Consider the following 23,989-nt stretch of genomic DNA (forward strand, 5'->3'; position numbering starts at 1 on the left):
GGGCCATGCTTGTTGCTGATCTGAACGTTATCCTGCCGGAAATGATGCTGGCCGTGTACGCGATGCTGGCGTTGTTGGGGGCCGTTTATACCTCCAAGGACGGTGCCGCCCCGCTTCTGGTCTGGGCGACAGCGGCCCTGATGGTTGGTCTGGCCTTGTGGATCGGCATGACGGGCGAGGGCACGCAAGTGGCCTTTAACGGCATGTTCATCGAAGACAGCTTCGCGCGGTTTGCCAAGGTGACGATCCTGCTATCCGCCGCCGCCGTTCTGGTGATGAGCGAGGAATACATGCAGCGCCGCGGCCTGCTGCGGTTTGAATATCCGCTGCTGGTGGCGCTGAGTGCCGTGGGCATGATGATGATGGTCAGCGCGGGCGATCTGATGGCGCTGTACATGGGATTGGAACTGCAATCTCTGGCGCTTTACGTGGTCGCGTCTTTGCGCCGCGACTCGGTCAAATCAACCGAGGCGGGATTGAAATATTTTGTTCTGGGCGCGTTGTCTTCGGGGCTGCTGCTTTATGGTGCATCGCTGGTTTACGGTTATGCAGGCACAACCCTGTTCAGCGGTATCATCCAGACGGCAGTTCATGGCGAAGTGTCGCTGGGCCTGTTGTTCGGGCTGGTCTTCCTGATTTCCGGCATGGCGTTCAAGGTGTCGGCGGTGCCGTTTCACATGTGGACACCTGATGTCTACGAAGGATCGCCCACGCCGGTGACCGCATTTTTTGCCACCGCGCCCAAGGTGGCGGCGATGGGCCTGTTCGCGCGCGTGATGCATGATGCCTTTGGCGGCGCAGTTTCGGACTGGAGCCAGATCATCGCGCTGCTGTCCGTCCTGTCGATGTTTCTGGGCGCCTTTGCCGCGATCGGGCAGACCAACATCAAACGGCTGATGGCTTATTCTTCGATCGCGCATATGGGCTATGCCCTGATGGGTCTTGCTGCGGGTACGGCTTTTGGGGTGCAGGCGCTGCTGATCTACATGGCGATCTATGTAACGATGAATGTCGGCACATTCGCGTTTATCCTGATGATGCAGAAAGACGGCGCGCCGGTCACGGATATTTCCGCGCTCAACATGTACTCCAAACGTGAACCGGGCAAGGCGCTGGCCTTGCTGATTCTGCTGTTCAGCCTTGCGGGTGTGCCACCGATGCTGGGCTTTTTCGGCAAGCTTTATGTGTTGCGCGCCGCGGTCGAGGCGGATCTGGTCTGGCTGGCGATTGCCGGTGTGGTCGCATCGGTCATCGGTGCATTCTATTATCTGCGCATCGTCTTCTACATGTATTTCGGAGAGGACCGTGCCGACGAGCTGGACAGCGGATCCACCCCCGTTTTGTGGGGTTTCCTGATGGCGTCAGCCGCAATCATGCTGCTGGGCATCGTCAATATGTTCGGCGTCGAAGGTGCGGCGGCGGCAGCGGCGGCATCGCTTGTCAACTAAACAACCTGTCTGGCCTGTGGGTTACGGGTTACACCGGCTGGCCGAGATCGACAGCACGCTGGACGAGGCGGCCCGCATTGCACCGGGCCTGACAGGCCCTACATGGATTTTGGCCGATCGCCAGACGGCGGCGCGGGGGCGGCGGGGGCGCGCATGGGTCAACCCAAAGGGAAACCTGGCCGCGACACTGGTCATGCGCCCCAAAGGCCCTGTGGATCAGATTGCCTTGCGCTCGTTCGTGGCGGCGCTGGCGCTTTTTGATGCGGTTGCAACCTCGACCGGGCGCGCGCAGGGGCTGGCGCTGAAATGGCCCAATGATGTTCTGCTGAACGGTGGCAAGCTGGCCGGTATCCTGTTGGAAAGCGCAGGGCAGGGTGGGCAGGCCGCCTATCTGGCCATCGGTATCGGGGTCAACCTGATCGCAGCCCCTGATGGCGATGCGGTCGAACCCCACGCTGTGCGCCCCGTGTCGCTGCTTTCTGAAACCGGGGTCGCAATCGAGGCCGAAGATTTTCTGACCATTTTGGCATCGTCCTATGCAGCCTATGAAACACAGTTTGACACCTACGGGTTCGAACCGATCCGCGCCGCATGGCTGAACCGTGCCGCGCGTCTGGGCGAGGTGATCACCGCGCGCACGGCGTCCAGTGAAACCACGGGCACCTTTGAAACGGTGGACGGGCGGGGTAACCTTGTTCTGCGTACGGCAACGGGGCCGGTATCCATCCCCGCTGCCGATATCTATTTCTGAAAGGGGGGCGCTGCGATGCTTCTGGCGATTGACTGCGGCAACACCAACACGGTTTTTTCCATTTGGGACGGGCAGGCGTTTATCGGCACATGGCGCGCCTCGACCGAATGGCAGCGCACGGCGGATCAGTATTATGTCTGGCTTAGCACGTTGATGAAATTGCAAAACATTGACGTGCCGATCACCGACATGATCATTTCGTCGACGGTGCCGCGGGTTGTGTTCAACCTGCGGGTTCTGGCCGATCGCTATTTCAATACGCGCCCGCTGGTGGTGGGCAAGCCCGAATGCCTGCTGCCTGTCGATGTGCGGGTCGACGAAGGCACACAGGTCGGCCCCGACCGTCTGGTCAATACGGTAGCGGGGTTTGATCTTTATGGCGGCGATCTGATTATGGTGGATTTCGGCACCGCGACAACCTTTGATGTGGTTGATACAGATGGCGCCTATGTGGGCGGAGTTATTGCGCCGGGCGTGAACCTGAGCCTTGAGGCTTTGCATCTGGCGGCGGCCGCCTTGCCGCATGTAGACATCACAAAGCCGCAAAACGTGGTGGGCACCAATACTGTTGCCTGTATGCAATCCGGGGTTTTTTGGGGTTACGTCGGACTGGTTCGTGAGATATGTGCCCGCATTAAGGCGGAACGTGCCCGCGAAATGCGCGTGATCTCAACAGGCGGTCTGGCCCCGCTGTTTCAGCAGACAGAAGCGTTGTTCGACGACTTTCAGGATGATCTGACCATGCACGGCCTGACCGTTATACATAAGTATAACAAGGATAATTCTTAAAATATGAGCAATGAACGTTTGATTTACCTTCCCCTTGGCGGGGCGGGTGAAATTGGTATGAACGCCTATGTGTACGGCTATGGAAAACCTGGCAAGGAACGCCTGATTCTGGTCGATCTGGGTGTTACATTCCCCGATATGGATGGCACGCCGGGGGTTGATCTGATCCTGCCCGACATGACCTGGCTGAAACAGAATGCCGACCGGCTTGATGCGATATTCATCACCCATGCCCACGAGGACCATGTTGGCGCGGTGCCGCATTTCTATGCCGATCTGAAAGCGCCGATATATGCGCGCCCGTTCACGGCCAATATCGCACGCGCCAAACTGGAAGATAACGGCCATCCTGCCGAAGCTGTTAGTGTTGTTTCCCAATGGCCTCAGCAAACCGTGGCGGGGCCTTTTTCTGTCGGCTTTCTGCCAATCTCGCATTCGATCCCCGAATCTTCAGCTCTTGTGATCGACAGCCCGGACGGGCGGGTGATTCACACCGGTGATTTCAAGCTGGATAAAACACCTATTGTCGGCGAACCGTTTGATCCCGAGCTATGGGCCGAGGTGGCCAAACCGGGTGTCAAAGCGTTGGTCTGCGACAGTACAAACGTATTTTCGCGCCATGCTGGCCGGTCCGAAGTGTCGGTTGGCCCCGAGATCGAAGGGCTGGTCAGTGCGGCCAATGGCATGGTGGTCGCCACGACATTTGCATCCAACGTGGCCCGTGTCAAAACGCTGGCCGAGGCGGGCGACCGTGCCGGGCGTTCGATCGTGCTGCTGGGGCGGGCGATGAAACGTATGGTGGAAGCGGCCATTGAAACCGGTGTGCTGACAGGGTTTCCCCGTGTCGTCAGCCCCGAAGATGCCAAAGGCATTCCGCGTGAAAACCTGATGCTGCTGGTAACAGGCAGCCAGGGCGAACGGCGCGCCGCCAGCGCCCAGCTTGCGCGCGGAACCTATCAGGGGTTCGAGATGAAAGACGGTGATCTGTTCCTGTTTTCATCCAAAACCATTCCCGGCAACGAACGCGGCGTCATTCGGATTGTGAACGCGTATTCCGAAATTGGTGTGGATGTGGTGGATGAAAGCTCGGGCGGGCATTACCACGTGTCCGGTCACGCAAATCGCCCCGATCTCGAAACGATGCACGATCTGGTCAAGCCGCAGATGCTGATCCCGATGCACGGGGAACACCGCCATTTGCGCGAACATGTCAAACTGGCCGCCAGCAAGGGGCTGCAGGGGGTCGTGGCCGTGAACGGTATGATGATCGACCTGAGTGGCAATGCCCCGACGGTGGCGGAATACATCGAAACAGGACGTACCTATCTGGATGGGACGGTTCAGATCGGCGCGCTGGACGGGGTTGTGCGCAACCGGATCCGGATGGCGCTGAACGGCCATGTGATCGTGACGGTGATCATCGATGATGAAAACGAACCATTGGGCGATGCATGGTGTGAAACCATGGGGTTGGCAGAGGTTGGGCACAGCCGTGCGCCGCTGGTCGACGTGCTGGAAGAAGACCTGAGGCAGTTTCTGAATCGCGCGAATGAAAAAACGCTGTCGGATGACGCCAAACTGGAAGAGGCGTTACGTCGTATAGTGCGTCAAAGCACGCAGAACGAAATCGGCAAAAAGCCGGAAGTGACCGTGGTGGTCAGCAGGCTTAGTTAAGCGAAACAGGGTTTTCCATTGGAAAACCCTGTTATTGTCCGGTTCGGAATTTTGTCTGTTCGCGCCTGTTGATCAGGACGTTTCGCTTTCGGTGCGCTCTTCAAAGCTCATCGCGATAAAGCCGGGCATATGATCGCCCAGTCCGACGGGGCTGTTGCCGCTGTCACGATTGCCGGAACTGCGGCTGCGCCCGCCTCTGGTATTGCGGTTTTGCTTGTCCTGATCGCCTGATTGATCCTGCTTTTGCGGGGCTGTTTCAGCCTTGTCCGGTGCCGGCTTTTGATCGGGCGTTGTATCGGTCTTGGCCGGTTTGCGCGACCGGGTGCGTTTCTTGGGCCCTGTCGACTCGCCTTCGCCTTTTGGCTCGGCCGTATCCGCCTGTGGGGCAGGAGCATTGGTGCCGCGCGGATCAGCCAGACGCGGTATTTCCTTTTGCACAAGCCGTTCAATATCCGCGAGGTTCTTTTCGTCCCGCGGGATGCAGATCATCACAGCCTTGCCATCGCGACCGGCACGGCCAGTTCGGCCGATCCGGTGCACGTAATCTTCGGCATGGCTGGGCACGTCGAAATTGAAAACGTGACTGACGGCTGGCACGTCAAGGCCGCGTGCGGCCACATCGGATGCAACCAGAAACCGCAATGTACCCGCGCGAAACCCATCCAAAGTGTGGGTCCGCTGCGACTGATCCAGATCACCGTGGATCGGGGCCGCGTCATAGCCGTGTTTTGCCAGCGATTTTGATACGATATCCACATCGGTTTTGCGATTGCAGAAGATGATCGCGTTTGTGCATTTGTCGCCTTCGGCATCAATCAGCGCACGCAGGGCATCGCGCTTCTCGCTCGGCTCGCGATCCTTGCGGCTGCCTTTGAACATCAGAACACCCTGTTTGATGTTTTCGCCGGTTGTCGCCTGACGCGCCACTTCTACGCGGGCAGGGGCCGACAGGAAGGTGTTTGTGATCCGTTCGATCTCGGGCGCCATGGTGGCGCTGAAAAACAGGGTTTGGCGGGTAAACGGCGTCAGGCTGAAAATACGTTCGATATCGGGGATGAACCCCATGTCCAGCATTCTGTCGGCTTCGTCCACAACCATGATCTGAACGCCGGTCAGCAACAGCTTGCCCCGTTCGAAATGATCCAGCAGGCGGCCCGGTGTGGCAATCAGAACGTCGACGCCCCGATCAATCAGCATATCCTGTTCCTTGAAGGACACGCCGCCGATCAGCAGCGCCTTGGTCAACTTCAAGTGTTTTGTGTAAGTGTCGAAGTTTTCGGCAACTTGTGCCGCCAACTCTCGGGTCGGGCACAGCACCAAAGATCTTGGCATACGCGCCCGTGCACGGCCCCGTGCCAGAAGGGTAATCATCGGCAGCACAAAGCTTGCCGTCTTGCCGGTGCCGGTCTGGGCGATGCCCAATACATCCCGGCCTTCCAGCGCTGCAGGAATTGCGCCCGCCTGAATCGGTGTCGGGGTTTCATACCCGGCTTCGTCAATGGCTTTTAAAACCTTGGGATTCAGGTTTAGATCAGAAAATTTTGTCATATGTATCCGCAAGTTGCGGACACAACCTGGCCCGCGCATCTGGTTCGAACCGGACCCGTATGGCCCTGTGGCTATTCACATTTCTGGTTCTTGCTGCAGCGCTTAGCAAATACCCGGGGCCGGGTCAAACAGATGCGGTGATTTCGCGTGATTATGCCGATAATCGAAACGATGGATCAGGTTCCAGGAAACAATGCGCGGCGTTTGCGGTCCAGATTCAGATCATGGCTGCGCAAGACACCCTGCGCCTGCAAACGCTGCCGCAGATCGGGTGTGTCCTGCGCCACCTCTGCAAAGAACCTGCGCAAGGCATCTGTTCCGCCCTTGCGGTCCAGTTGCAGCAAAAAGTGATGCAGGTTTACGCCGTTTTCGCCTGCCGCCGCGGCCAATTCGGCGCGATACGCGCCTTTTTCAAGGCGATATTGATAGGATTCGATCCAATGTTGCCATGTCCGGGCGTGAAAATGGCACAGATCGACCTGCGGCAATTCGGTTTGCCCCGGATTCATCACGTCGCCTTGAAACATGTTGTGGATTTTGTAGGTCACGTTGTCCAACCCGGTGCGCACGAAAAGCTTGCCCGCCACATGGCTCAGAAAACCACCCTTCAGGTAGGTGCCGTAGGTCGGATAGATTTCATCGACGATGCGGGCGCGGTGCGGGCCGCTGGGAATGAACCCTTTGAATGCAGTGCCATCTCCGTCTGCCAGCACTTCGACCGGGCGGATGCGGGCGCACAGGATGTCGGGGGGCAATGCGGCCAGTATCTGCGCAATATCGCCGGATGGGCTAAGGAACTCGTCAATATCGATATGGGTCAGCCAGTCCACCTCGGGTTTTCTTGCATAAGCATGGGTGGCGTTCCGGCTTTGGCGCACCTGATGCTTGATCGGGCGTTTGCCACCCTGTCTTGCCCAGAACGCTGCATCGCAGGTGGCGACACGAACTTTCGGATGTGATTTCACAAGGGTAAACGCCTCTTCTGATGCTTCATCCAGATAAATGTACAGCCGGTGGGCCCCCTGATCCAGATGATAGGCGGCAAAGTTCAGAACATCCCTGACCGGTGCTTTGATGGTTGCGACAAGGCCCCAATGTGTCATGTGCTTTCCCCGGTCTGCATCGGGCGCCCGGCCCGTAGACTTCACCGCAGCCTAGCACAAGTGGCCTGATCCGAAAGCCGATGCGTGCGGGACTGACCTTGCTTGTGACGTGGTCGACTCAGGCCATCATTGTCTTTGTCGCGGTCAGTTGCACATCGGGAAAATCCCGTTCCACGCGATCAATATCCCATTGCAGCCGTGTCAGATACACAATGTCACCATCGTGATCGTGTGCGATGTGCTGCTTGTTGGATTGAACAAATTTATCAACGGCTTGCCGCGTTCCGCTGACCCAGCGGGCGCTGGTGAACTGGCTTTGATCAAAGCGCACAGGCAGGCCGTATTCCAGTTCGATCCGGCTGGCCAGAACTTCGAACTGCAATTGCCCGACGACCCCGACAATAAAGCCGGAGCCAAAGCTGGGCTTGAAAACCTTGGCGGCGCCTTCTTCGGCAAATTGCATCAGCGCCTTTTCAAGATGTTTGGCCTTCATCGGGTCGCCTGCGCGACAGGATTGAAGCAGTTCGGGTGCGAATGACGGGATGCCGCTGACCCGCAGCGCCTCGCCCTCGGTCAACGTGTCGCCGATACGCAACTGGCCGTGGTTGGGAATGCCGATGATGTCACCTGCCCACGCTTCATCCGCAAGCTCCCGATCCGAGGCGAGAAACAGAACCGGGTTGGTGATCGCCATCGGTTTCTTTGTTCTGACATGGGTCAGTTTCATACCGCGTTTGAAATGCCCCGAGGCCATGCGGACAAAGGCCACGCGATCACGGTGCTTGGGATCCATGTTCGCCTGAACTTTGAAGACAAAGCCGGAAACCTTTGTTTCTTCTGGTAAAATACTGCGCGGTTCGGCCGATTGTATCTGGGGCTGCGGGCCGTATTTCCCGATCCCTTCCATCAGTTCACGCACGCCAAACGAATTGATCGCAGAGCCGAACCAGATCGGGGTCAATGTGCCTTCCTGAAAGGCCTTGGGATCCAAAGGCGGCATCAACTCGCGCACCATTTCAAGATCTTCAAGCAGCTTGGCCAGCAGCGCGGGGGGGACATGCTGGGCCAGTTTCGGATCATACAGCCCGTTTATTTCGACGGTTTCCGCCACCTTGTTGCGGTCCGCGCGGTCCATCAGTTCAAGCCGATCACGCAGCAGGTCGTAGCATCCGATAAAATCGCGGCCCAGGCCGATAGGCCAGCTGGCCGGTGTCACGTCAATTGCCAGATTTTCCTGGATCTCGTCGATGATATCAAAGACATCGCGGCTTTCGCGGTCCATCTTGTTACAGAATGTCAGGATCGGCAGATCGCGCAGGCGGCAAACCTCGAACAGTTTCTGGGTCTGGCTTTCCACGCCCTTGGCGCCATCAATCACCATCACGGCGGCATCGACCGCCGTCAGCGTGCGATAGGTATCTTCGGAAAAGTCAGAGTGGCCGGGCGTATCAACAAGATTAAAGCGGAACTCTTTGAAATCAAAAGACATTGCAGATGCGGAAACGGAAATGCCGCGATCCTTTTCCATCTGCATGAAGTCGGATCGGGTGCGCCGTGCTTCGCCTTTGGCACGGACCTGTCCGGCCATCTGGATCGCGCCGCCAAACAGCAGAAACTTTTCAGTCAACGTGGTTTTCCCCGCGTCGGGATGCGAGATTATCGCAAAGGTCCGGCGGCGGGCAATTTCGGCAGGCAATTCAGGGCGGTTTGAAAGGGTGTCCAACATAACCGCGCATATAGGCAGACCGCGCAGCAAGCGCAAGAAAATCAGTGTTGTGATGGCATTTGACTTCGCCCGGTCCTGCGCGGGTCAGCTGGACGAGGAGCGGCGCAGGATTTCTGCGGCGTTGCGGCCTTCCAGCAAGGCGCGTGCCACGTCAAGCCCGCGATGCGGGCGGTCTGTGTGGCCGGGAATGGTTTGGCCCAGCTTTTCGCTCAGATCCTTGGGCAATGCCGGACGGGTCAGGGAATCGATCAACATGGATTCTGCGGCAATGCCTTCGGCATAGATGATCTGGTGGCGGTCGAATAACAGCTGGAAATAGTCGACGAAGCCGCCGTTCTGAACCTGGATTGTTGTTCCGTTGACCAGATGTCGCGCTTTCACCAGAACCTCGGGCCGGCCTGTTCCCAGTGCATCGGTCCGTTGATACACAAACAGGCGGTGATCAGGGCTGACGATCAAATCTCGTTCGTTATTAAGGGTTTGCGCCATGATCTTGATAGGTGCAAAAGCCCCGACCGCGCGCACCGTGTTCTGCCCGATCCAGCGAATTTTCTGCGCGCCATCATCGCGGGTCAGTACGCGATCACCCGGCCTGAGATTCTGGACCGGCACCTGTTCACCCGATGCCATGGTAATATGCGTTCCACGCGTAAAGGACACACAAGCGACCTGCGCGAATTTCGTGCGGGCCAGATTGATATCGATCCCGACAACAGCATAAAGGGTGGTCGGTTCCATCGGGGCCAGCGGCAGCAGGTACACCGCGTTCAACTTGCCCTTTTTGTTGGCTTCGACCAGAACAATTGCCTCTGTCGTTGTCCCGTCAGGCGACATCAGCGTCAGTGCGCAATCCAGATGCAGGGGATGCCCCGGTTTGCCGGCCTCTGATCCGGGGCCGACACTGTATCTGCCGTTATCGACCGACTGGATGGTCAAGCGGGTCAGTGTGGCGTCCGGTTCCAGCGCGTAGCAATCATCCAGCATGATTTCTTCGGCAATCGCCAGCCCATCGCCCAGATTGGCACCGTTCCGCACGCAAAACTGGTCACCGCGATAGACGCGCAGCGCATGTTCCGGACTGTCAAAATCCAAGGGTGGCATGTTTGGTGTTGCCTTGTCAGCATTTGGTGAAAACCGTCTGAACACAAGAATGTGTCAGCATGTGGCCGATGTATCGGTGTTTTGCTGGCAATGGGGCATGACGTGGTGTTACCCAAGGGGAAATTTCACCAAGGGAGATCACTTATGGATTTGGGTATAGCAGGCAAGCGCGCCATCATCTGCGCGTCTAGCAAGGGATTGGGTCTGGGCTGTGCCGAGGCGTTGGCCGCGGCTGGTGTGCATCTGGTGATGAATGCGCGCGGGGCGGACGCCTTGGAACTTTCAGCAGCGGCGATACGCGCCGAACACGACGTCGAAGTCACTTCCGTTGCGGCGGATATCACGACAGAGCAGGGGCGTGCCGCGGTTCTGGAGGCAGCCGGTGATGTCGACATTCTGGTGACAAATGCGGGCGGTCCACCGCCGGGCATGTGGCATGACTGGGATCGTGATGATTTCATCAAGGCGCTCGACGCCAACATGCTGGCCCCGATTGCGATGATGACCGCACTGTTGCCGCCCATGATGGATCGCGGGTGGGGCCGTGTGGTTAACATCACGTCGCAGTCGGTGAAGGCTCCGATCGGGGTTCTGGGCCTGTCCAACGCGGCGCGCACGGGTCTGACGGGCTATGTGGCGGGCACATCGCGCCAGGTGGCCGGCAAGGGCGTCAACATCAACAACCTGTTGCCGGGCATCCACGCCACAGACAGGGCGGACGCGCTGGATGGTGGTGTGGTCAAGGCGCGCGGTATCACGCTGGATCAGGCGCGCAGTGAACGGGCGGCAAGCATTCCGGCAGGTCGCTATGGCACGCGGCAGGAATTTGGCGCGGCCTGCGCGTTTCTGTGTTCGCAGCATGCGGGGTTCATTGTCGGGCAAAACATCCTGCTGGACGGCGGGGCTACGAACGCAACGATCTGATGGCACAGTTTTCGCTGAAAGATCATCTGTTTAACGCCGAGTCTTTACGCGACTTTGCGAATGAAATGTCGACCGGAATTCCCGGATTCGACGCGGATGCCTATCATCGTGACACACTGGCCGGATTTGGGGATCGTGCGTTGCTGGAGCGGCTGGACTGGATGGCCGATTGTCTGGAGCCGTACCTGCCCAAGGATTTCAACGAAATGGCATCGCAGTTGGAAGCCGCGATGCCTCCACCGCTGGATCCGCAGCGCACGGATGATGATTTCGGGCGCTTCATTCATGCGGTTCCGGGCATCCTTGCCGTGCGCCACGGGCTGGAACATCATCGCGACCGGGCGCTTGATCTGCTTCATGCCGCAACACAGCGGTTTTCGATGGAGTTCTATATTCGCCCGTTCCTGAATGTGTGGCCAGAAGAAACCCTGCGCCGTTTGGCGGTTTGGGCGCGCGATGATAATTATCATGTCCGCCGGCTGGTATCAGAGGGCACGCGGCCCAAACTTCCCTGGGCCAAGGCGGTTTCGATCGAACCTGATAAAGTTCTCCCACTGCTGGACATCCTGCATGCTGACAACACAAGATACGTGACAAGATCGGTTTCCAACCATCTGAATGATATAGCTAAAACTGATTCAGATCTGGTGATGGACAGGCTGGAAAAATGGGCCGGCGACAGGCGGCAAGACCAGACGGAACTGGCTTGGATGACGCGGCACGCCTTGCGGGTTCTGATCAAACAGGGAAATGCCCGCGCCCTGGGCGTGATGGGTTTTGACCCGCAGGCACAGGTTGATGTCGTGCTGCATCTGGAAGACGCGTGTGTCCATGTGGGTGATAATTTGACATTTGATGTGACAATTGCCGCCCGAAACGAGGCGCCGGTTCTGATAGATTACGTCATCCGGTTCCTGAAAAGTTCGGGGCAGCACGCGCCGAAAGTGTTCAAGCTGAAGCAGGCCGTTGTGCAGCCCGGACAGCCGCTGACTTTTCGCAAGAACCACAGGTTCAAAGGCGATGCGACAACGTTCCGGCTGTATCCCGGGACGCATTATATCGGCGTGCAGGTTAACGGTATCCTGACACAGGAAGCGGCGTTCACGCTGTTGCCGCCCGCGTGACGGTAAGCTGTGGCGATCAATTGCACCTTGGGGCGCAGCACAGGCTTGCGGGCCGGAAATCGGGCTGATAGGGACATATTCCAAATCCGATGGTTTTGATCGGATATCCAAGAGGCCGCTTTGACCCCCCCGCATCCCCGCCTTGAAATACGCAACATTGTCCGCCGGTTTGATGGCCGTTCGGTCGTGGATGACGTGTCTTTAAAGATCATGCCGGGGCAGGTGACCTGCCTTCTCGGGCCGTCGGGTTGCGGGAAATCCACAACCCTGCGGATCATTGCAGGCGTTGAAATGCAGGACAGCGGCGAAATTTACGTCGATGGCAACCTGATTTGTGACACGGTGTATCGCGTTCCGCCCGAACGGCGCGAAATCGGGCTGATGTTTCAGGACTTTGCGCTGTTCCCGCATCTGAGTGTGGCAGGCAATGTCGGGTTTGGCCTGTCCGGTACGAAAGAGGAAAAGCGCGCCCGTGTGGCGGAACTGCTGGATAAGGTCGATCTGCTGCGGTTCATTGACGGGTTTCCGCACCAGTTGTCGGGCGGGGAACAGCAGCGGGTTGCACTGGCGCGGGCGCTGGCGCCACGGCCGCGGGTGATGCTGATGGATGAACCGTTTTCCGGCCTGGACAACCGACTGCGGGATGGCATTCGCGATGAAACGCTAAGCCTGTTGAAAAATGAAGATACCGCCGTTCTTCTGGTCACGCACGAGCCGGAAGAGGCGATGCGCATGGCGGATGAGATTGCTTTGATGCGCGATGGCAAGGTGGTGCAACAGGGCGCGCCCTATAACGTCTATACCCGTCCGGTAGATCGCCAATCTGTTTCTTTTTTCAGCGATGCCAATGTGTTGCGCGCCACGGTTAATGGAGCGTTGGCGCAGACGGTGTTCGGACGGTTTCTGGCACCGGGCGTGCCGGACGGAACCGAGGTTGATATTGTTTTCCGCCCACAGCACCTGAGCATTGATTTTGACCGTGCGGGCAAAGGCCCGTTGCCAACCCCGACGCAAGGTGTCGCCGCACGCGCATCCGTCGAACGGGCAAGGTTTCTGGGGCATGAATCGCTGGTCGAGTTTCGTCTGGAACATGACGATACGCTTTTGCGTGCCACTGTGCCGAACGTTTTCCTGCCTGCCGAGGGAACGGTTTTGTGGCTGACCATCCGGCGCGACAAATGTTTCGTGTTTCCGGTGCGGTAGGTTGCGGGTGCGTCAGACGCGCTGGTAATCCTCCAGCCGTTTGCCCGGTTCATCAACGAACAGGGCCGGAAGAGGTGTTGATTCTGATATAAGATCAACGCGAAATTCTTTGAATTTATTATGTAATTCGCACCATGCCGTAAGCGTCCAGACGCGCCCCCAATATTCAACATGCAACGGGCGTAAAACGTGGCGAGACAAGTTGCCGTCATCGCCGAGATAGTGAATTTCCAGTTTCTGTCGCGCGGCAATTGCGGCCCGAATGACCGGAATATGCGCAAAGCTGCGCGTTGCATCGGCAAAGGGAGAGGTGACAAACTTCCATGCCTGCGCGGGGGGCACTGTTTCTGTTGGCAGACCTGCATCGACCTTGCCGGCGAGAGCATCAGCAGCGGCCCGCAGATCAGGATCGGGTGATTGGGCAACGATCACAATGCCCAGGTTAAGCGCCTCAAGCTCTTGTGTGGTCAGGTTCAGCGGAGGCAGGGTAATGCTGGCGTGGATCCGGTATCCTTCGCCCCGTTCGCCCTGAACCGGCAGGCCGGTCGCCATCAGCATTTCCATATCGCGATAGATCGTGCGCTGCGACACATTCAATGTGGCGGCGATGTCTTCGGCGCGGTGCAGTTGGCCATCGTGCAAAAGCCGGATGATTTCATAAAGGCGATCAGAGCGGGACATGTTACCGAGGGTGCTGATTGACGAGGAAACCGTGTTATGGGATCAACTGACAAAAACTTGTCAGTTGCGATAATGCAAGCCGAATCGACGGGGTTTTTGTGAATGAATCCTGCGCGTCGCACTCTATTGCGGCTTTTCCCCCGCTGCGTCAGACCGTAAGACAGGTTCGAAATCGTGCGCGCGTATCCTGACGTGCGGACATGACAAGGAGATACTACATGCTGAATAACATAGGTTTGCCCGGAATACTGCTGATTGCGGTTGTGGTGCTGGTTCTGTTCGGACGCGGCAAGATCAGCTCGCTGATGGGCGAAGTGGGCAAGGGCATCACATCGTTCAAAAAAGGCATCAGCGAAGGCAACAAGGAGCTGGAAGAAGACGCCGCCGAAGTGGCCAAGGACGTCACGCCCGAGTCTGATAAAGACAAGGTCTAACCCATATGTTCGATCTGGGCTGGACCGAGCTTTTGGTGATTGGCATCGTGGCGCTGATTGTCGTTGGCCCCAAGGATTTGCCCGTACTGTTCCGGAATGTCGGGCGGTTCGTGGGCAAAGCCAAAGGCATGGCGCGCGAATTCAGTTCGGCGATGAACCAGGCGGCGGATGAGGCCGGTGTAAAAGATGTGGCCAAGGGGCTGAAATCGGCGACAAATCCGCTGAACTCTGCGATGGACGGTGTGAAAGATGCCGCAAAATCGTTCACCTTTGATCCTGACAGCGAAACCGGAAAGCTTGCGCAAGAGCGTAAAGACAAGGCGCAAAAGCTGAAGGAAGAAGCGGATGCGCGCCGCGAGGCCGCAAAAGCTGCCAATGCGGCGGCCGAAAAAATACCCGACTTTGCCGTTGAAAAAGCGCTGGCTGCGGCCAAGCCTGCTGCCGCAAAGAAAGCGGCACCCAAGGCGAAAGCGCCCGCTGCGAAAAAGCCCGCGGCCGCCAAAGCCGCTGCCGCAAAACCGGCAGCCAAAAAGCCAGCCGCGAAGAAGCCCGCTGCCCAGAAGCCGGCAGCCAAGAAACCCGCGCCCAAGGATAAGGCATGAGCAACACCGACGAGATCGAGGATTCCAGTGCGCCGCTGATCGAGCATCTGGCAGAACTGCGCACGCGGCTGATCCATTCGGTCATCGCGTTTATCATCGGTATGGTGATCTGTTTCACAATCTGGAACCCGCTGTTCAATTTTCTGACCCATCCGCTGTGCGCCGCGATGGCCGAGCGGGGACAGATGGATTGTGGCCTGATCCTGATCAAGTTGCAGGAAGGTTTCTTTGTTGCAATCTCGATTTCGCTTTTGGGCGGGTTCGTGTTGTCCTTTCCGTATATCAGCTACCAGTTGTGGCGGTTTGTGGCGCCGGGTCTTTATAAACAGGAAAAGAACGCGTTCCTGCCATTTCTGATCTCGTCTCCGGTGATGTTCTTTCTGGGGGCGAGTTTCGCGTTTTTTGTGGTAACTCCGCTGGCCTTCAACTTTTTCCTTGGTTTCCAGCAACCCGGAACCGTGGTGGATGGCGACGGGCTGGGCGAGGGGGGCATTGCCGCCATTGCCTTTCAGGGATCGGCGCAGGAATACCTGAGCCTTACCATCAAATTCATCGTGGCCTTTGGTCTGTGTTTTCAGTTGCCGGTTTTGCTGACGCTGATGGGCAAGGCCGGTCTGGTCAGTGCCGAAGGGCTGGGCAATGTGCGCAAATACGCGGTTGTCGGTATTCTTGTTCTGGCCGCACTGGTCACACCGCCCGACGTGATTACACAGGTGATCCTGTTTGTCGTGGTTTACGGTCTGTACGAGATTTCGATTTTTCTGGTGCGCCGCGTGGAAACCAAACGCGAAGAAAAGCTGCGCGCCGAAGGATATTATGACGACGAAGAAGACGATCTGGGTGATCTGGACGCGGATGATGCAAAATGAGTGATCCGCTGGAGCGGATTGCCGCCGCATTGGAACGCATGGCGCCCGCGCCGCTGGATGCCCCGGATATGGATGCAGCCAAGGCGTTTGTCTGGCATGTTGATCCTGACCGGCTGGTGCCGGTGGCCGACGTGTCGAAAGTGGATCTGTCGCTTTTGATCGGTGTTGACCGGTCGCGCGATACATTGCGCGCCAATACCGAACAGTTTGCCCGCGGTCTTCCGGCCAACAACGCTCTTTTATGGGGTGCGCGCGGCATGGGAAAATCAAGCCTTGTCAAAGCTGTACATGCCGCAGTTCAGGCCAGCTACACGGACCTGAAGATCGTCGAATTGCAGCGCGAGGATTTGCCGACAGTGGGGCGCCTGCTGGCGCTTTTGCGGCAATCAACCCACCGGTTCATCCTGTTCTGCGATGATCTGTCCTTTAGCCATGATGACCAGCATTACAAATCGCTCAAAGCGGTTCTGGATGGCGGGATCGAAGGGCGTCCGGACAATGTGGTGTTCTACGCGACATCGAACCGGCGGCATCTGATGCCACGTGACATGATCGAAAACGAGCGTGGATCGGCAATCAACCCGTCAGAAGCGGTGGAAGAAAAGGTATCGCTGTCGGATCGTTTCGGGCTGTGGCTTGGGTTTCATGCGTGCACGCAGGATGAGTATCTGCAAATGATCGCAGGATATTGCACCGCTTACGGGATCAGCATCGACGCGGACACGCTTCGCGCCGAAGCGATCGAATGGCAGGCCACGCGTGGTGCGCGGTCAGGCCGTGTTGCATGGCAGTATTTTACCGATCTTGCAGGCCGCAGGGGCGTGAAAATTACCTAAGCAGCAAATGCTTTATTGCAGGTACGGGATCGGATCGACGCTGTCAAAACCCTTGCGCACTTCAAAGTGGACATAGGCATCTTTGCCGGCGCGCAGCTTTGCCATGGATTGACCGCGCGTGACGCTGTCGCCCTTCTTGACGGCAATATCGGTGATGTTGGCATAGACTGTCAGCAGATTGTCAGGGTGGCGCACCACGATGATCGGTACCTGATTTGCATCGGATGTGATCGCGGCCACTGTTCCGTTGGCCGCGGCTTTGACGGGGCCGCCGGCGGTGCCTGAAATGTCGATCCCGTCATTCTTGCCCTTGGCGTATTCGCGAATGATGCTGCCCTGAACCGGAAAGGCCATAGCCGCTTTTGCCGTGGCGCTGGTGGGTTCGCCAACATCGACTTTGGGGGCCGCTGCGGGTGCTGCTGCGGCAGCGGGCGCGGGGCTTTCGGCGGGCAGCGGTTTCGTGGAACTGGGTGGCGTTGGTGTAGGCGATCCGGCACCGGGCGGCGGAACGGCCGCAGCGGTCTGTCTGGGCGGAGCCTGACGTGCGACGGGGATCAGCAAATACTGTCCTTCACGCACGGCAAAATCGCTGTCCAGCCCGTTCCATTCGCCGAGGCTTTGAACCGGTACATCGTAAAGGCGCGCAATCGTATAGGCGGTTTCACCGCGCTGTACCTTGTGGCGCACAGGTTCCTTGTCGGAGGTGGCCGCAGCCTGCGGCGCGGCAGTGTTTGCAGGGGCCAGCGTCTGGGTTTGCACACTGGAGGGTTGCGCATTGTCGATGGCCCCGCCTGCGATCGCGGAAATATCGACAGCGCCCGTTGCGGCGGTTGGTTCCGCCACCCGCGTGGGCAGCGCGATGATTTCACCGGCGCGCAACGGCACACCCGGATCAATGCCGTTGTATTTTCCCAGCTGGGTGGCATCGACACCGATACGCGTGGCCAGCGTGGTCAGCGTATCGCCGTTCTTGGCAACCGCCACCTGATAATTGGGATAAGAGATAATGCCGCGATCATCCGGGGCGGGGCGCATTGCGGTCGCGTTCTGGGCAGCAGTTGCGGTGGTAAATCCGCCCCCGGCGCCGCGCAGATCAAAATCGAGCGGTTGGCTGCAAGCCGTCAGCAACGCCAGTGCGCTGCATCCCATGATCATCCGAAATCCGTGCGCGCGCTGTGGCGCAGCAGACCGTGCATACGGTAGCAGGTGTGTCATCTCGATATCCTCATCCGGCCTTTTGTTGGGTCAAGGCTTGGGTTTGCGAACTTATTACAAGAACACCTTATCCGTCTTTGCCGAGTCCCTCAAGCAAAGGAACAAAGCGCACAGGGCGCAATTCGTCATATTCATAGCCTGTTTCGGTCCGGCGCACCCTGATCAGGCTTTGCACGGTGTCCGATTGCCCCACCGGAACAACCATGATGCCGCCGATTTTAAGCTGGGCCAGCAACGGACCGGGCGGGTCTTCGGCGGCAGCCGTTACAATAATCCGGTCAAACGGTGCCTGATCGGGCAGGCCATACGACCCGTCGGCGGTAAAGGCGGTGATATTGGTCAGGTTGAGTGCATCGAAAATTTCGCGCGCCTCGCGGACCAGCCGGCTGTGGCGATCGACGGTATAGACCCGCCGCGCCAGTTTGCTGAGAATGGCGGCCTGATAGCCCGATCCTGTTCCCACCTCAAGAACCTTGTCGCGCGCGCTGACCTGCAAAGCCTGCGACATAAGCCCGACGACAGAGGGTTGGCTGATCGTCTGACCACACGCGATGGGCAATGGCATGTCTTCGTATGCGCGTTCCGAAAAAATACCGCGAATGAACGGGCCGCGGTCGATCTCTTCCATCGCGCCCAGAACCCGCGCATCTGTGACACCTTTGGATCGCAGCGCAAAAAGAAACTGCATCTTGCGTGTGGCTGGATCGTCTGCGTCAGTCATTGATGTCTTTCAGGGCGTCCAGCGCGTCATGTGCCGTCAGGTCTGCCCGCATCGGGGTGACAGAAATGTATCCTTCCAGGTTCACGGCGGCATCTGTTCCGGGCAGGGTCGGGATATGCTGGTTGCCGCCCTTTATCCAGAGGAACCGTTTGCCGGACGGTGAACTGTGGGGTTCGGTCGAAAAGCTCGTGCCGCGGCGGTAGCCCTGGGCGGCGATGCGTGTGCCCAAAACCTCCGCCGCCGGCACGGGCGGGAAATTGACGTTGTAAAACAGGCGGTAGTCACTGCCGGTTTCAGGGCAGGCGGCCAGAATGCGCCGCACAAGGCCAGCCCCGTGAACGGCGGCCGCTTCGAACGGGTTGCTTGTCGTGTTGTTGCGCGGGCCGTAATACTGCGACAGCGCTATGGCCGGAATACCTTGCAATGCTGCCTCGAGCGCACCGCCGATCGTACCGGAGTACAATGTGTTTTCGGCAGAATTGTTGCCGCGGTTCACGCCGGACAACACAAGATCAGGGGGTGTCCCGTTCATCACGTCGTGTAAACCGGCCAGCACACAATCTGCTGGCGATCCTTCTGCGGCGAAGCGGCGCGGCCCCATTTCCGCGATCAGCATGGGATGGGTATAGGAAATACAATGCGCGACACCGGATTGTTCAAACGCGGGCGCGACAGTCCAGACCTCGCCCGAAGGGCCGGCCAGATCGGTTGCAATATCGTGCAGAACCTTCAGGCCCGGCGCGTTGATGCCGTCATCGTTGGTGATCAGAATGCGCATGATACCGCCCGTTTGATAGTCGCGTGTTGTCTCAATAGGCCAGCGGCGTTGGGGCGGCAAGCAATGACGGCGCGATTGTAGTCAGCGGACGCAATGTTGGTGGATCAGGTTGCGCGAACCCCACAATTGTCAGCATTTGCCACGGCGCGTCGTCGTCCGTATTTTTGGCAAAAAGAACGTTCAGTGCAATTTCTTGACCAAAGCGGCGGCTTCGATGTCTGCCGGACTAAGGGCATTGCGATCTTCGCCGGGGAAAAACCGCGCCCGCAAGGCCGTGGGCATGGGCGCAGGCGTTTCGATCAGAACACGTGGCCCGGTTTTGGCCGTTTCCGCCTGCCAGCTGCGCGCCAATGCGATTTGCGCGGCTTTGCTTGCCCCGTAAGCGCCGAAGAATTTTCTTCCCGCTGTTGTCGGATCATCCAGAAATAGGGCTGTGCCAGTGTCCCCCAATAGCGGTGCAATAAACGGAATCAGCGTGCCGGTTGCCGTGACATTGCTGGCCACCGATTTTGCCCAGTCCTTGGCATCCAGATGTGATGCGGGGGTCAAAGGGGCGGTGTGGACAGCCGTGTGAACCCACAGATCAAGATGGCCCCAGCGATCATAGATTCCACGACACAGCGTTGCCATTGCATCGGTGTTGGTGATGTCCATCGGGGCCAGGGTCGCCTGACCGCCTTTGACCTGAATGCGATCATCAAGTTCTTCCAGCGCGCCGGTCGTGCGCGCCACGGCGACGATATGGTAGCTGTCGCACAGCGCTTCGGCCAAAGCCGCACCAAGACCGCGCGAAGCGCCAGTGATCAGGGCCAGTCGGGTCATAGTCTCAGGCCTGAACGCGCACCGGGCGCAGGCTGCGGAAAGACACCAGTTTGCGCTGATCTTCGTCCCAAAGGTGCAGTTTGGCGCATGCCAGACTCTCGCGGATGGTCAGGCGCTGCGCTTCGACCAGTTCGGCGTGATCGCGCAACACTTCGGTCAGGCGGTAAAACGGGATGCGGCTGTAAAGATGGTGCACGTGGTGAACCCCGATATTGCCACTGAACCATTGCAGCACCTTTGGCAGGACATAATGCGAACTGCCGTGAAGGGCTGCATCGTGCAACTGCCAGTCTGTATCATGATCCCAGTGGGTTTCTTCAAACTGGTGCTGGACATAGAACAGCCAGATGCCCGCCGATGCCGCAACCAGAACGGTGGGCACAAAGATGACGGCCAGCGGCAGCAACCCGCCAAAATAGACGATCAGGCCCAGAACGGCGGCAATCGCGATGTTCGAGCCCATGGCGCTGACCCAATAGGTCCATTTGTCCATCAGGCCATAGGGTATACGGTTCTGGATAATGAACAGATAGGCGGGGCCCAGACCGAACAGCACCAAGGGGTTGCGATAAAGGCGATAGCCAAGCCGCCCGATCCAGCTGCTGGCGCGGTATTCCACGACGGTCATTGTGTGGACATCGCCAAATCCGCGCTGCGACAGATTTCCCGCCGAGGCGTGATGCAGCGAATGGGTCCGACGCCACACGTCGTAAGGTGTCAGGGTCAGAACGCCCAGAACGCGGCCTGTCCAGTCACTAAGGTGGCGGTTGCGGAAAAAGCCGCCATGGCCACAATCATGCTGGATGATGAAGATGCGCACCAGAAACGCGCCGTTCAGCATCGCAATCACCAACGCGGCCAGAACGCTGTATTGCAGGATCCACCAGGCGAATGCCCAAAGGGCCAGAAACGGCAGCAGGCTGACGCAAAGTTCGAACACAGAGCGCGCCGGGTTCGGATCGCGGTACTGGGCCAGAATTTTCACCCATTCGCGCGCTGTTTTCGGGGCAGGGGTCTGAACGCCGTCCTGCGCAACTGTGTCTGTGGTGTTTGTCATGCCTGTGTCGGTCTTTTTATGGTTGGTGTCGTATAACACGTTCTGGGTGCTTTTGCTTTGTTATTCTGCGGCGGGTTTCAATTCAAACCCCTTGTTGATCATGTCGGCGGGCTTAACAGGGTATTCACCGGAAAAACAGGCATCGCAGTATTGCGGCTGTTTGGGATCGCGCCCTGTTGCTTCGCCAACCGCGCGATAAAGCCCGTTAAGTGAAATGAACTTGAGGCTGTCGACCGCCAGATGGTCACGCATTTCATCTTCGGTCATGGTTGCGGCAAGCAGTTTTTCGCGTTGCGGTGTGTCCACGCCATAAAAACAGGGCCATGCGGTGGGGGGCGACGCAATGCGGAAATGAACCTCTTTCGCGCCTGCATCCAGGATCATTTCCTTGATCTTGCGGCTGGTTGTGCCGCGCACGACGCTGTCATCCACCAGAATAACCCGTTTGCCTTTGATCAGGGCACGGTTCACGTTCAGTTTCAGACGCACACCCATATTTCGGATCTGTTCCGTCGGTTCGATAAAGGTGCGGCCCATATACTGGTTGCGAATGATCCCCATCGCATAAGGTATTCCGCTTTCCAGACTAAATCCGATAGCGGCGGGGGTACCGCTGTCGGGCACCGGGCACACCAGATCGGCCTCAACCGGGTTTTCCTTGGCCAGTTCGCGGCCGATCGCCTCGCGGGTTTCATAGACGGAACGACCGCCCAGAATGGAATCAGGGCGGCTGAAGTAAACGTGTTCAAAGATGCAAAACCGCGATTTCTGTCGGCGGAACGGAAAATGGCTTTCCACCGGGTTGCCTTCGGTCGCGACCACCATTTCACCCGGTTCAATCTCGCGGATGAATTCGGCGCCGATGATGTCCAGTGCGCAGGTTTCCGAACTAAGAACCCAGCCGTCCCCCAGTTTGCCCAGCACCAGCGGGCGCACACCCAGCGGATCGCGCACACCAATCAGCTTGGTGCGGGTCATCGCGACGACGGAAAACGCGCCTTCAACCCGGCGCAATGCATCTTCCATGCGTTCGGGAATGTTGCGTTGCAGACTGCGCGCCATCAGGTGAATGATGCATTCGCTGTCTGACGAGCTTTGAAAAATCGAGCCGCGTTCGATCAGTTCACGGCGCAGCAGATCAGCGTTGGTGATATTGCCGTTATGGGCAATCGCAGCCCCGCCCATCGCGAATTCCCCGAAAAAGGGCTGCACGTCGCGAATGGCTGTCTGGCCTTTCGATCCGGCGGTGGAATAGCGCACGTGGCCGATCCCGATAGGTCCGGGCAGGGTTTTCATCAGCGTTTCGGATGTGAAATTGTCGCGCACATAACCGAAACGGCGCGCCGAATTGAAACCCTGTTCCGCGTCGTGCACGACAATGCCGCCCGCTTCCTGTCCGCGATGCTGCAATGCGTGCAGTCCAAGAGCGACGAAATTGGCGGCGTCGGTGACCCCGACAACGCCGAAAATTCCGCATTCTTCGCGCAATTTGTCATCATCAAGGGGATGGGGATCAAATGGATGAAATGGCAGTTGGGCGTCAGACAAGAGTGGCAGCTCCGAATCCATCATAGGGGCATGTCTGTCTTACTGTTTTGCGCGGGGCATGTCACGAAAGGATCACAATAAGTGCCCCAAGGTGACATTCACCTTTGCGTGCGCCTGCATGATGGGCACAGGCGCACGCAAAGGTGGCAATCGGCCGGCTTGGTCATGCCGCAAGATCGGGTGCATAGTGGTTGCCTGACATCAGTGTCAGCAATGCGCGGGCCTCGCCGTAGGTCAAAGTGCGAAAGAACCCATCGCTTTTGCCACTGGCTGCGGGACAGTGCAGCAATGTACCGCTTTGGGCAAAGATCACCTCTTCCTGTTCAAAGGCCAGTTCGACCAGATGTGTGGCGGCAAGCCCCGCGCCCGATGTGATGCCGCGAAATCCGGCCATGGCGCGCGCCGGTACCAGGACATCAGGCGTGCCAAACAGCGCGTCGCACATGCTGTGCGATATCAACAGGGATTGGGCGGCAGTGATGCGCACGGCATCGCAATTGTTCAATGCGCCTTGCGGGATAAACCAAATATCGCAGGCATAGCGTGGCATTTGACGGCTGCGTGCGGTGAGCACGGGAACAAGACCGCCATCAAGTGTATGCACCAGATCACCAGCGCACAATTGCCCCGCGCTGCGCCATCCTTTTGCTGTTTCGATGCGCGTACCCGCATCCATGGCGGCGATAGGTTCGACCGGTTCCAAAAGGGGGGGGACAAGGGGCTTGGCACCCGTTGTGGCTGCGGTGAAATTTGCGAAGTCAGAAGTGTGATTGAGTAACATGGGAAGTGTCCTTTGGCTTTGGGTTTGCAGGTTGTCTGCCCCCAATTGGCCTGCCCAAATCTGCCGATTCTTCGACCTTATTGCGGCTTAATCACAGAGCTTTTTCGTCAGATCGATCAATCGGCAACGCCAGCGCTGATTTGGATGGATAAGAGAACGCGCAGTCATAATCTGTTAACCACGAGGCAGCTATCACACCCCTGAAGGCGCGTTTTCAGGATGGCGATTCTATCGGTGTGACCTAAGCGCAGGTT

The 23,989-nt window shown here is 58.1% G+C and carries 23 protein-coding genes; 11 read left to right on the plus strand and 12 right to left on the minus strand.

Annotation, left to right across the window (positions count from 1 at the left end):
• Nucleotides 1–5 precede the first annotated feature (5 nt).
• The 4 genes from nuoN to OLX72_RS14240 are packed head-to-tail and all read left to right on the plus strand — an operon-like array spanning nucleotide 6 to nucleotide 4,662.
• Nucleotides 6–1,448 carry an NADH-quinone oxidoreductase subunit NuoN gene (gene nuoN, locus OLX72_RS14225; RefSeq protein WP_433988927.1) on the plus strand — a complete coding sequence of 481 codons (1,443 nt, stop codon included), beginning with the start codon at nucleotides 6–8 and terminating at the stop codon, nucleotides 1,446–1,448.
• Nucleotides 1,438–2,199 (plus strand): biotin--[acetyl-CoA-carboxylase] ligase, encoded by a 762-nt coding sequence (locus tag OLX72_RS14230; RefSeq protein WP_114870662.1) that lies wholly within the window; start codon nucleotides 1,438–1,440, stop codon nucleotides 2,197–2,199. The genes nuoN and OLX72_RS14230 overlap by 11 nt, the downstream gene beginning before the upstream one ends.
• Nucleotides 2,200–2,214: 15 nt before the next feature.
• Complete coding sequence (locus OLX72_RS14235) at nucleotides 2,215–2,988, plus strand: type III pantothenate kinase (protein ID WP_114870661.1); 774 nt, start codon at nucleotides 2,215–2,217, stop codon at nucleotides 2,986–2,988.
• A gap of 3 nt (nucleotides 2,989–2,991) precedes the next feature.
• A complete protein-coding gene (locus OLX72_RS14240) occupies nucleotides 2,992–4,662 on the plus strand; it encodes a ribonuclease J (protein ID WP_433988928.1) in 1,671 nt (556 codons plus the stop codon).
• A gap of 72 nt (nucleotides 4,663–4,734) precedes the next feature.
• Here OLX72_RS14240 and OLX72_RS14245 read toward each other — a convergent pair whose 3' ends face one another.
• The 4 genes from OLX72_RS14245 to OLX72_RS14260 all read right to left on the minus strand — a co-directional run bounded on the left by OLX72_RS14245 (nucleotide 4,735) and on the right by OLX72_RS14260 (nucleotide 10,140).
• Nucleotides 4,735–6,210, minus strand: coding sequence for a DEAD/DEAH box helicase (locus OLX72_RS14245; RefSeq protein ID WP_433988929.1), 1,476 nt, complete (start codon nucleotides 6,208–6,210; stop codon nucleotides 4,735–4,737).
• A gap of 176 nt (nucleotides 6,211–6,386) precedes the next feature.
• Nucleotides 6,387–7,313, minus strand: coding sequence for a glycosyltransferase family 2 protein (locus OLX72_RS14250; RefSeq protein ID WP_433988930.1), 927 nt, complete (start codon nucleotides 7,311–7,313; stop codon nucleotides 6,387–6,389).
• 118 nt (nucleotides 7,314–7,431) lie between these two features.
• A complete protein-coding gene (locus tag OLX72_RS14255) occupies nucleotides 7,432–9,039 on the minus strand; it encodes a peptide chain release factor 3 (RefSeq protein WP_114870657.1) in 1,608 nt (535 codons plus the stop codon).
• An 84-nt stretch (nucleotides 9,040–9,123) separates the two neighbouring features.
• The gene (locus OLX72_RS14260) at nucleotides 9,124–10,140 is read right to left on the minus strand and encodes a Hint domain-containing protein (RefSeq protein WP_433988931.1); all 1,017 of its coding nucleotides are present in this window, start codon (nucleotides 10,138–10,140) and stop codon (nucleotides 9,124–9,126) included.
• 144 nt (nucleotides 10,141–10,284) lie between these two features.
• Between OLX72_RS14260 and OLX72_RS14265 the strand changes: the two genes are divergently transcribed.
• From OLX72_RS14265 to OLX72_RS14275, 3 genes are all read left to right on the plus strand, one after another.
• Nucleotides 10,285–11,064: an SDR family oxidoreductase gene (locus OLX72_RS14265; RefSeq protein WP_114870655.1), complete on the plus strand. Its 780-nt coding sequence runs from the start codon at nucleotides 10,285–10,287 to the stop codon at nucleotides 11,062–11,064.
• The gene (locus tag OLX72_RS14270; protein WP_114870654.1) at nucleotides 11,064–12,188 is read left to right on the plus strand and encodes a DNA alkylation repair protein; all 1,125 of its coding nucleotides are present in this window, start codon (nucleotides 11,064–11,066) and stop codon (nucleotides 12,186–12,188) included. The genes OLX72_RS14265 and OLX72_RS14270 overlap by 1 nt, the downstream gene beginning before the upstream one ends.
• A 120-nt stretch (nucleotides 12,189–12,308) precedes the next feature.
• Nucleotides 12,309–13,391, plus strand: coding sequence for an ABC transporter ATP-binding protein (locus OLX72_RS14275; RefSeq protein WP_433988932.1), 1,083 nt, complete (start codon nucleotides 12,309–12,311; stop codon nucleotides 13,389–13,391).
• Between the two features lie 12 nt (nucleotides 13,392–13,403).
• On the opposite strand, the gene OLX72_RS14280 is transcribed toward OLX72_RS14275, so the two are convergent.
• Nucleotides 13,404–14,072, minus strand: coding sequence for a helix-turn-helix transcriptional regulator (locus OLX72_RS14280; protein ID WP_114870652.1), 669 nt, complete (start codon nucleotides 14,070–14,072; stop codon nucleotides 13,404–13,406).
• Nucleotides 14,073–14,290: 218 nt separating this feature from the next.
• Here OLX72_RS14280 and OLX72_RS14285 point away from each other — a divergent pair, with 218 nt between their 5' ends.
• Genes OLX72_RS14285 through OLX72_RS14300 form a run of 4 tightly spaced genes read left to right on the plus strand, consistent with a single transcriptional unit; the run spans nucleotide 14,291 to nucleotide 16,813 of the window.
• Nucleotides 14,291–14,506 (plus strand): twin-arginine translocase TatA/TatE family subunit, encoded by a 216-nt coding sequence (locus OLX72_RS14285; RefSeq protein ID WP_114870651.1) that lies wholly within the window; start codon nucleotides 14,291–14,293, stop codon nucleotides 14,504–14,506.
• Nucleotides 14,507–14,511: 5 nt separating this feature from the next.
• Complete coding sequence (tatB, locus tag OLX72_RS14290) at nucleotides 14,512–15,108, plus strand: Sec-independent protein translocase protein TatB (RefSeq protein WP_114870650.1); 597 nt, start codon at nucleotides 14,512–14,514, stop codon at nucleotides 15,106–15,108.
• Nucleotides 15,105–15,977, plus strand: a complete 873-nt coding sequence (gene tatC, locus OLX72_RS14295) for a twin-arginine translocase subunit TatC (protein WP_114870649.1) — start codon at nucleotides 15,105–15,107, stop codon at nucleotides 15,975–15,977. Before tatB ends, tatC begins: the two co-directional genes overlap by 4 nt.
• The gene (locus OLX72_RS14300) at nucleotides 15,974–16,813 is read left to right on the plus strand and encodes an ATP-binding protein (protein WP_433988933.1); all 840 of its coding nucleotides are present in this window, start codon (nucleotides 15,974–15,976) and stop codon (nucleotides 16,811–16,813) included. The genes tatC and OLX72_RS14300 overlap by 4 nt, the downstream gene beginning before the upstream one ends.
• 12 nt (nucleotides 16,814–16,825) lie before the next feature.
• Here OLX72_RS14300 and OLX72_RS14305 read toward each other — a convergent pair whose 3' ends face one another.
• The 7 genes from OLX72_RS14305 to OLX72_RS14335 all read right to left on the minus strand — a co-directional run bounded on the left by OLX72_RS14305 (nucleotide 16,826) and on the right by OLX72_RS14335 (nucleotide 23,735).
• A complete protein-coding gene (locus tag OLX72_RS14305; protein ID WP_433988934.1) occupies nucleotides 16,826–18,028 on the minus strand; it encodes a LysM peptidoglycan-binding domain-containing protein in 1,203 nt (400 codons plus the stop codon).
• 67 nt (nucleotides 18,029–18,095) lie between these two features.
• Nucleotides 18,096–18,749, minus strand: coding sequence for a protein-L-isoaspartate(D-aspartate) O-methyltransferase (locus OLX72_RS14310; RefSeq protein WP_114870646.1), 654 nt, complete (start codon nucleotides 18,747–18,749; stop codon nucleotides 18,096–18,098).
• The gene (surE, locus tag OLX72_RS14315) at nucleotides 18,742–19,527 is read right to left on the minus strand and encodes a 5'/3'-nucleotidase SurE (protein WP_433988935.1); all 786 of its coding nucleotides are present in this window, start codon (nucleotides 19,525–19,527) and stop codon (nucleotides 18,742–18,744) included. Before surE ends, OLX72_RS14310 begins: the two co-directional genes overlap by 8 nt.
• 180 nt (nucleotides 19,528–19,707) lie before the next feature.
• On the minus strand, nucleotides 19,708–20,349 hold the full coding sequence (locus OLX72_RS14320; protein WP_433988936.1) for an SDR family NAD(P)-dependent oxidoreductase: 642 nt from the start codon (nucleotides 20,347–20,349) through the stop codon (nucleotides 19,708–19,710).
• A gap of 4 nt (nucleotides 20,350–20,353) precedes the next feature.
• On the minus strand, nucleotides 20,354–21,406 hold the full coding sequence (locus OLX72_RS14325; protein WP_433988937.1) for a fatty acid desaturase: 1,053 nt from the start codon (nucleotides 21,404–21,406) through the stop codon (nucleotides 20,354–20,356).
• Between the two features lie 60 nt (nucleotides 21,407–21,466).
• Nucleotides 21,467–22,975 (minus strand): amidophosphoribosyltransferase, encoded by a 1,509-nt coding sequence (gene purF, locus OLX72_RS14330; RefSeq protein ID WP_433990465.1) that lies wholly within the window; start codon nucleotides 22,973–22,975, stop codon nucleotides 21,467–21,469.
• A gap of 142 nt (nucleotides 22,976–23,117) precedes the next feature.
• Nucleotides 23,118–23,735: a Hint domain-containing protein gene (locus OLX72_RS14335; RefSeq protein WP_433988938.1), complete on the minus strand. Its 618-nt coding sequence runs from the start codon at nucleotides 23,733–23,735 to the stop codon at nucleotides 23,118–23,120.
• Nucleotides 23,736–23,989 lie beyond the last annotated feature (254 nt).

This window comes from Sulfitobacter sp. TBRI5 (assembly GCF_051013555.1).
Taxonomy (GTDB): Bacteria; Pseudomonadota; Alphaproteobacteria; order Rhodobacterales; family Rhodobacteraceae; genus JL08.

Excerpts from the sequence above, each read along its gene's own strand:
- nuoN (WP_433988927.1), top strand. The coding sequence starts at position 6 with ATGCTTGTTGCTGATCTGAACGTTATCCTGCCGGAAATGATGCTGGCC.
- OLX72_RS14235 (WP_114870661.1), top strand. The coding sequence starts at position 2,215 with ATGCTTCTGGCGATTGACTGCGGCAACACCAACACGGTTTTTTCCATT.
- OLX72_RS14240 (WP_433988928.1), top strand. The coding sequence starts at position 2,992 with ATGAGCAATGAACGTTTGATTTACCTTCCCCTTGGCGGGGCGGGTGAA.
- OLX72_RS14245 (WP_433988929.1), bottom strand. The coding sequence starts at position 6,210 with ATGACAAAATTTTCTGATCTAAACCTGAATCCCAAGGTTTTAAAAGCC.
- OLX72_RS14250 (WP_433988930.1), bottom strand. The coding sequence starts at position 7,313 with ATGACACATTGGGGCCTTGTCGCAACCATCAAAGCACCGGTCAGGGAT.
- OLX72_RS14255 (WP_114870657.1), bottom strand. The coding sequence starts at position 9,039 with ATGTTGGACACCCTTTCAAACCGCCCTGAATTGCCTGCCGAAATTGCC.
- OLX72_RS14260 (WP_433988931.1), bottom strand. The coding sequence starts at position 10,140 with ATGCCACCCTTGGATTTTGACAGTCCGGAACATGCGCTGCGCGTCTAT.
- OLX72_RS14265 (WP_114870655.1), top strand. The coding sequence starts at position 10,285 with ATGGATTTGGGTATAGCAGGCAAGCGCGCCATCATCTGCGCGTCTAGC.
- OLX72_RS14270 (WP_114870654.1), top strand. The coding sequence starts at position 11,064 with ATGGCACAGTTTTCGCTGAAAGATCATCTGTTTAACGCCGAGTCTTTA.
- OLX72_RS14280 (WP_114870652.1), bottom strand. The coding sequence starts at position 14,072 with ATGTCCCGCTCTGATCGCCTTTATGAAATCATCCGGCTTTTGCACGAT.
- OLX72_RS14285 (WP_114870651.1), top strand. The coding sequence starts at position 14,291 with ATGCTGAATAACATAGGTTTGCCCGGAATACTGCTGATTGCGGTTGTG.
- tatB (WP_114870650.1), top strand. The coding sequence starts at position 14,512 with ATGTTCGATCTGGGCTGGACCGAGCTTTTGGTGATTGGCATCGTGGCG.
- tatC (WP_114870649.1), top strand. The coding sequence starts at position 15,105 with ATGAGCAACACCGACGAGATCGAGGATTCCAGTGCGCCGCTGATCGAG.
- OLX72_RS14300 (WP_433988933.1), top strand. The coding sequence starts at position 15,974 with ATGAGTGATCCGCTGGAGCGGATTGCCGCCGCATTGGAACGCATGGCG.
- OLX72_RS14305 (WP_433988934.1), bottom strand. The coding sequence starts at position 18,028 with ATGACACACCTGCTACCGTATGCACGGTCTGCTGCGCCACAGCGCGCG.
- OLX72_RS14310 (WP_114870646.1), bottom strand. The coding sequence starts at position 18,749 with ATGACTGACGCAGACGATCCAGCCACACGCAAGATGCAGTTTCTTTTT.
- surE (WP_433988935.1), bottom strand. The coding sequence starts at position 19,527 with ATGCGCATTCTGATCACCAACGATGACGGCATCAACGCGCCGGGCCTG.
- OLX72_RS14320 (WP_433988936.1), bottom strand. The coding sequence starts at position 20,349 with ATGACCCGACTGGCCCTGATCACTGGCGCTTCGCGCGGTCTTGGTGCG.
- OLX72_RS14325 (WP_433988937.1), bottom strand. The coding sequence starts at position 21,406 with ATGACAAACACCACAGACACAGTTGCGCAGGACGGCGTTCAGACCCCT.
- purF (WP_433990465.1), bottom strand. The coding sequence starts at position 22,975 with ATGGATTCGGAGCTGCCACTCTTGTCTGACGCCCAACTGCCATTTCAT.
- OLX72_RS14335 (WP_433988938.1), bottom strand. The coding sequence starts at position 23,735 with ATGTTACTCAATCACACTTCTGACTTCGCAAATTTCACCGCAGCCACA.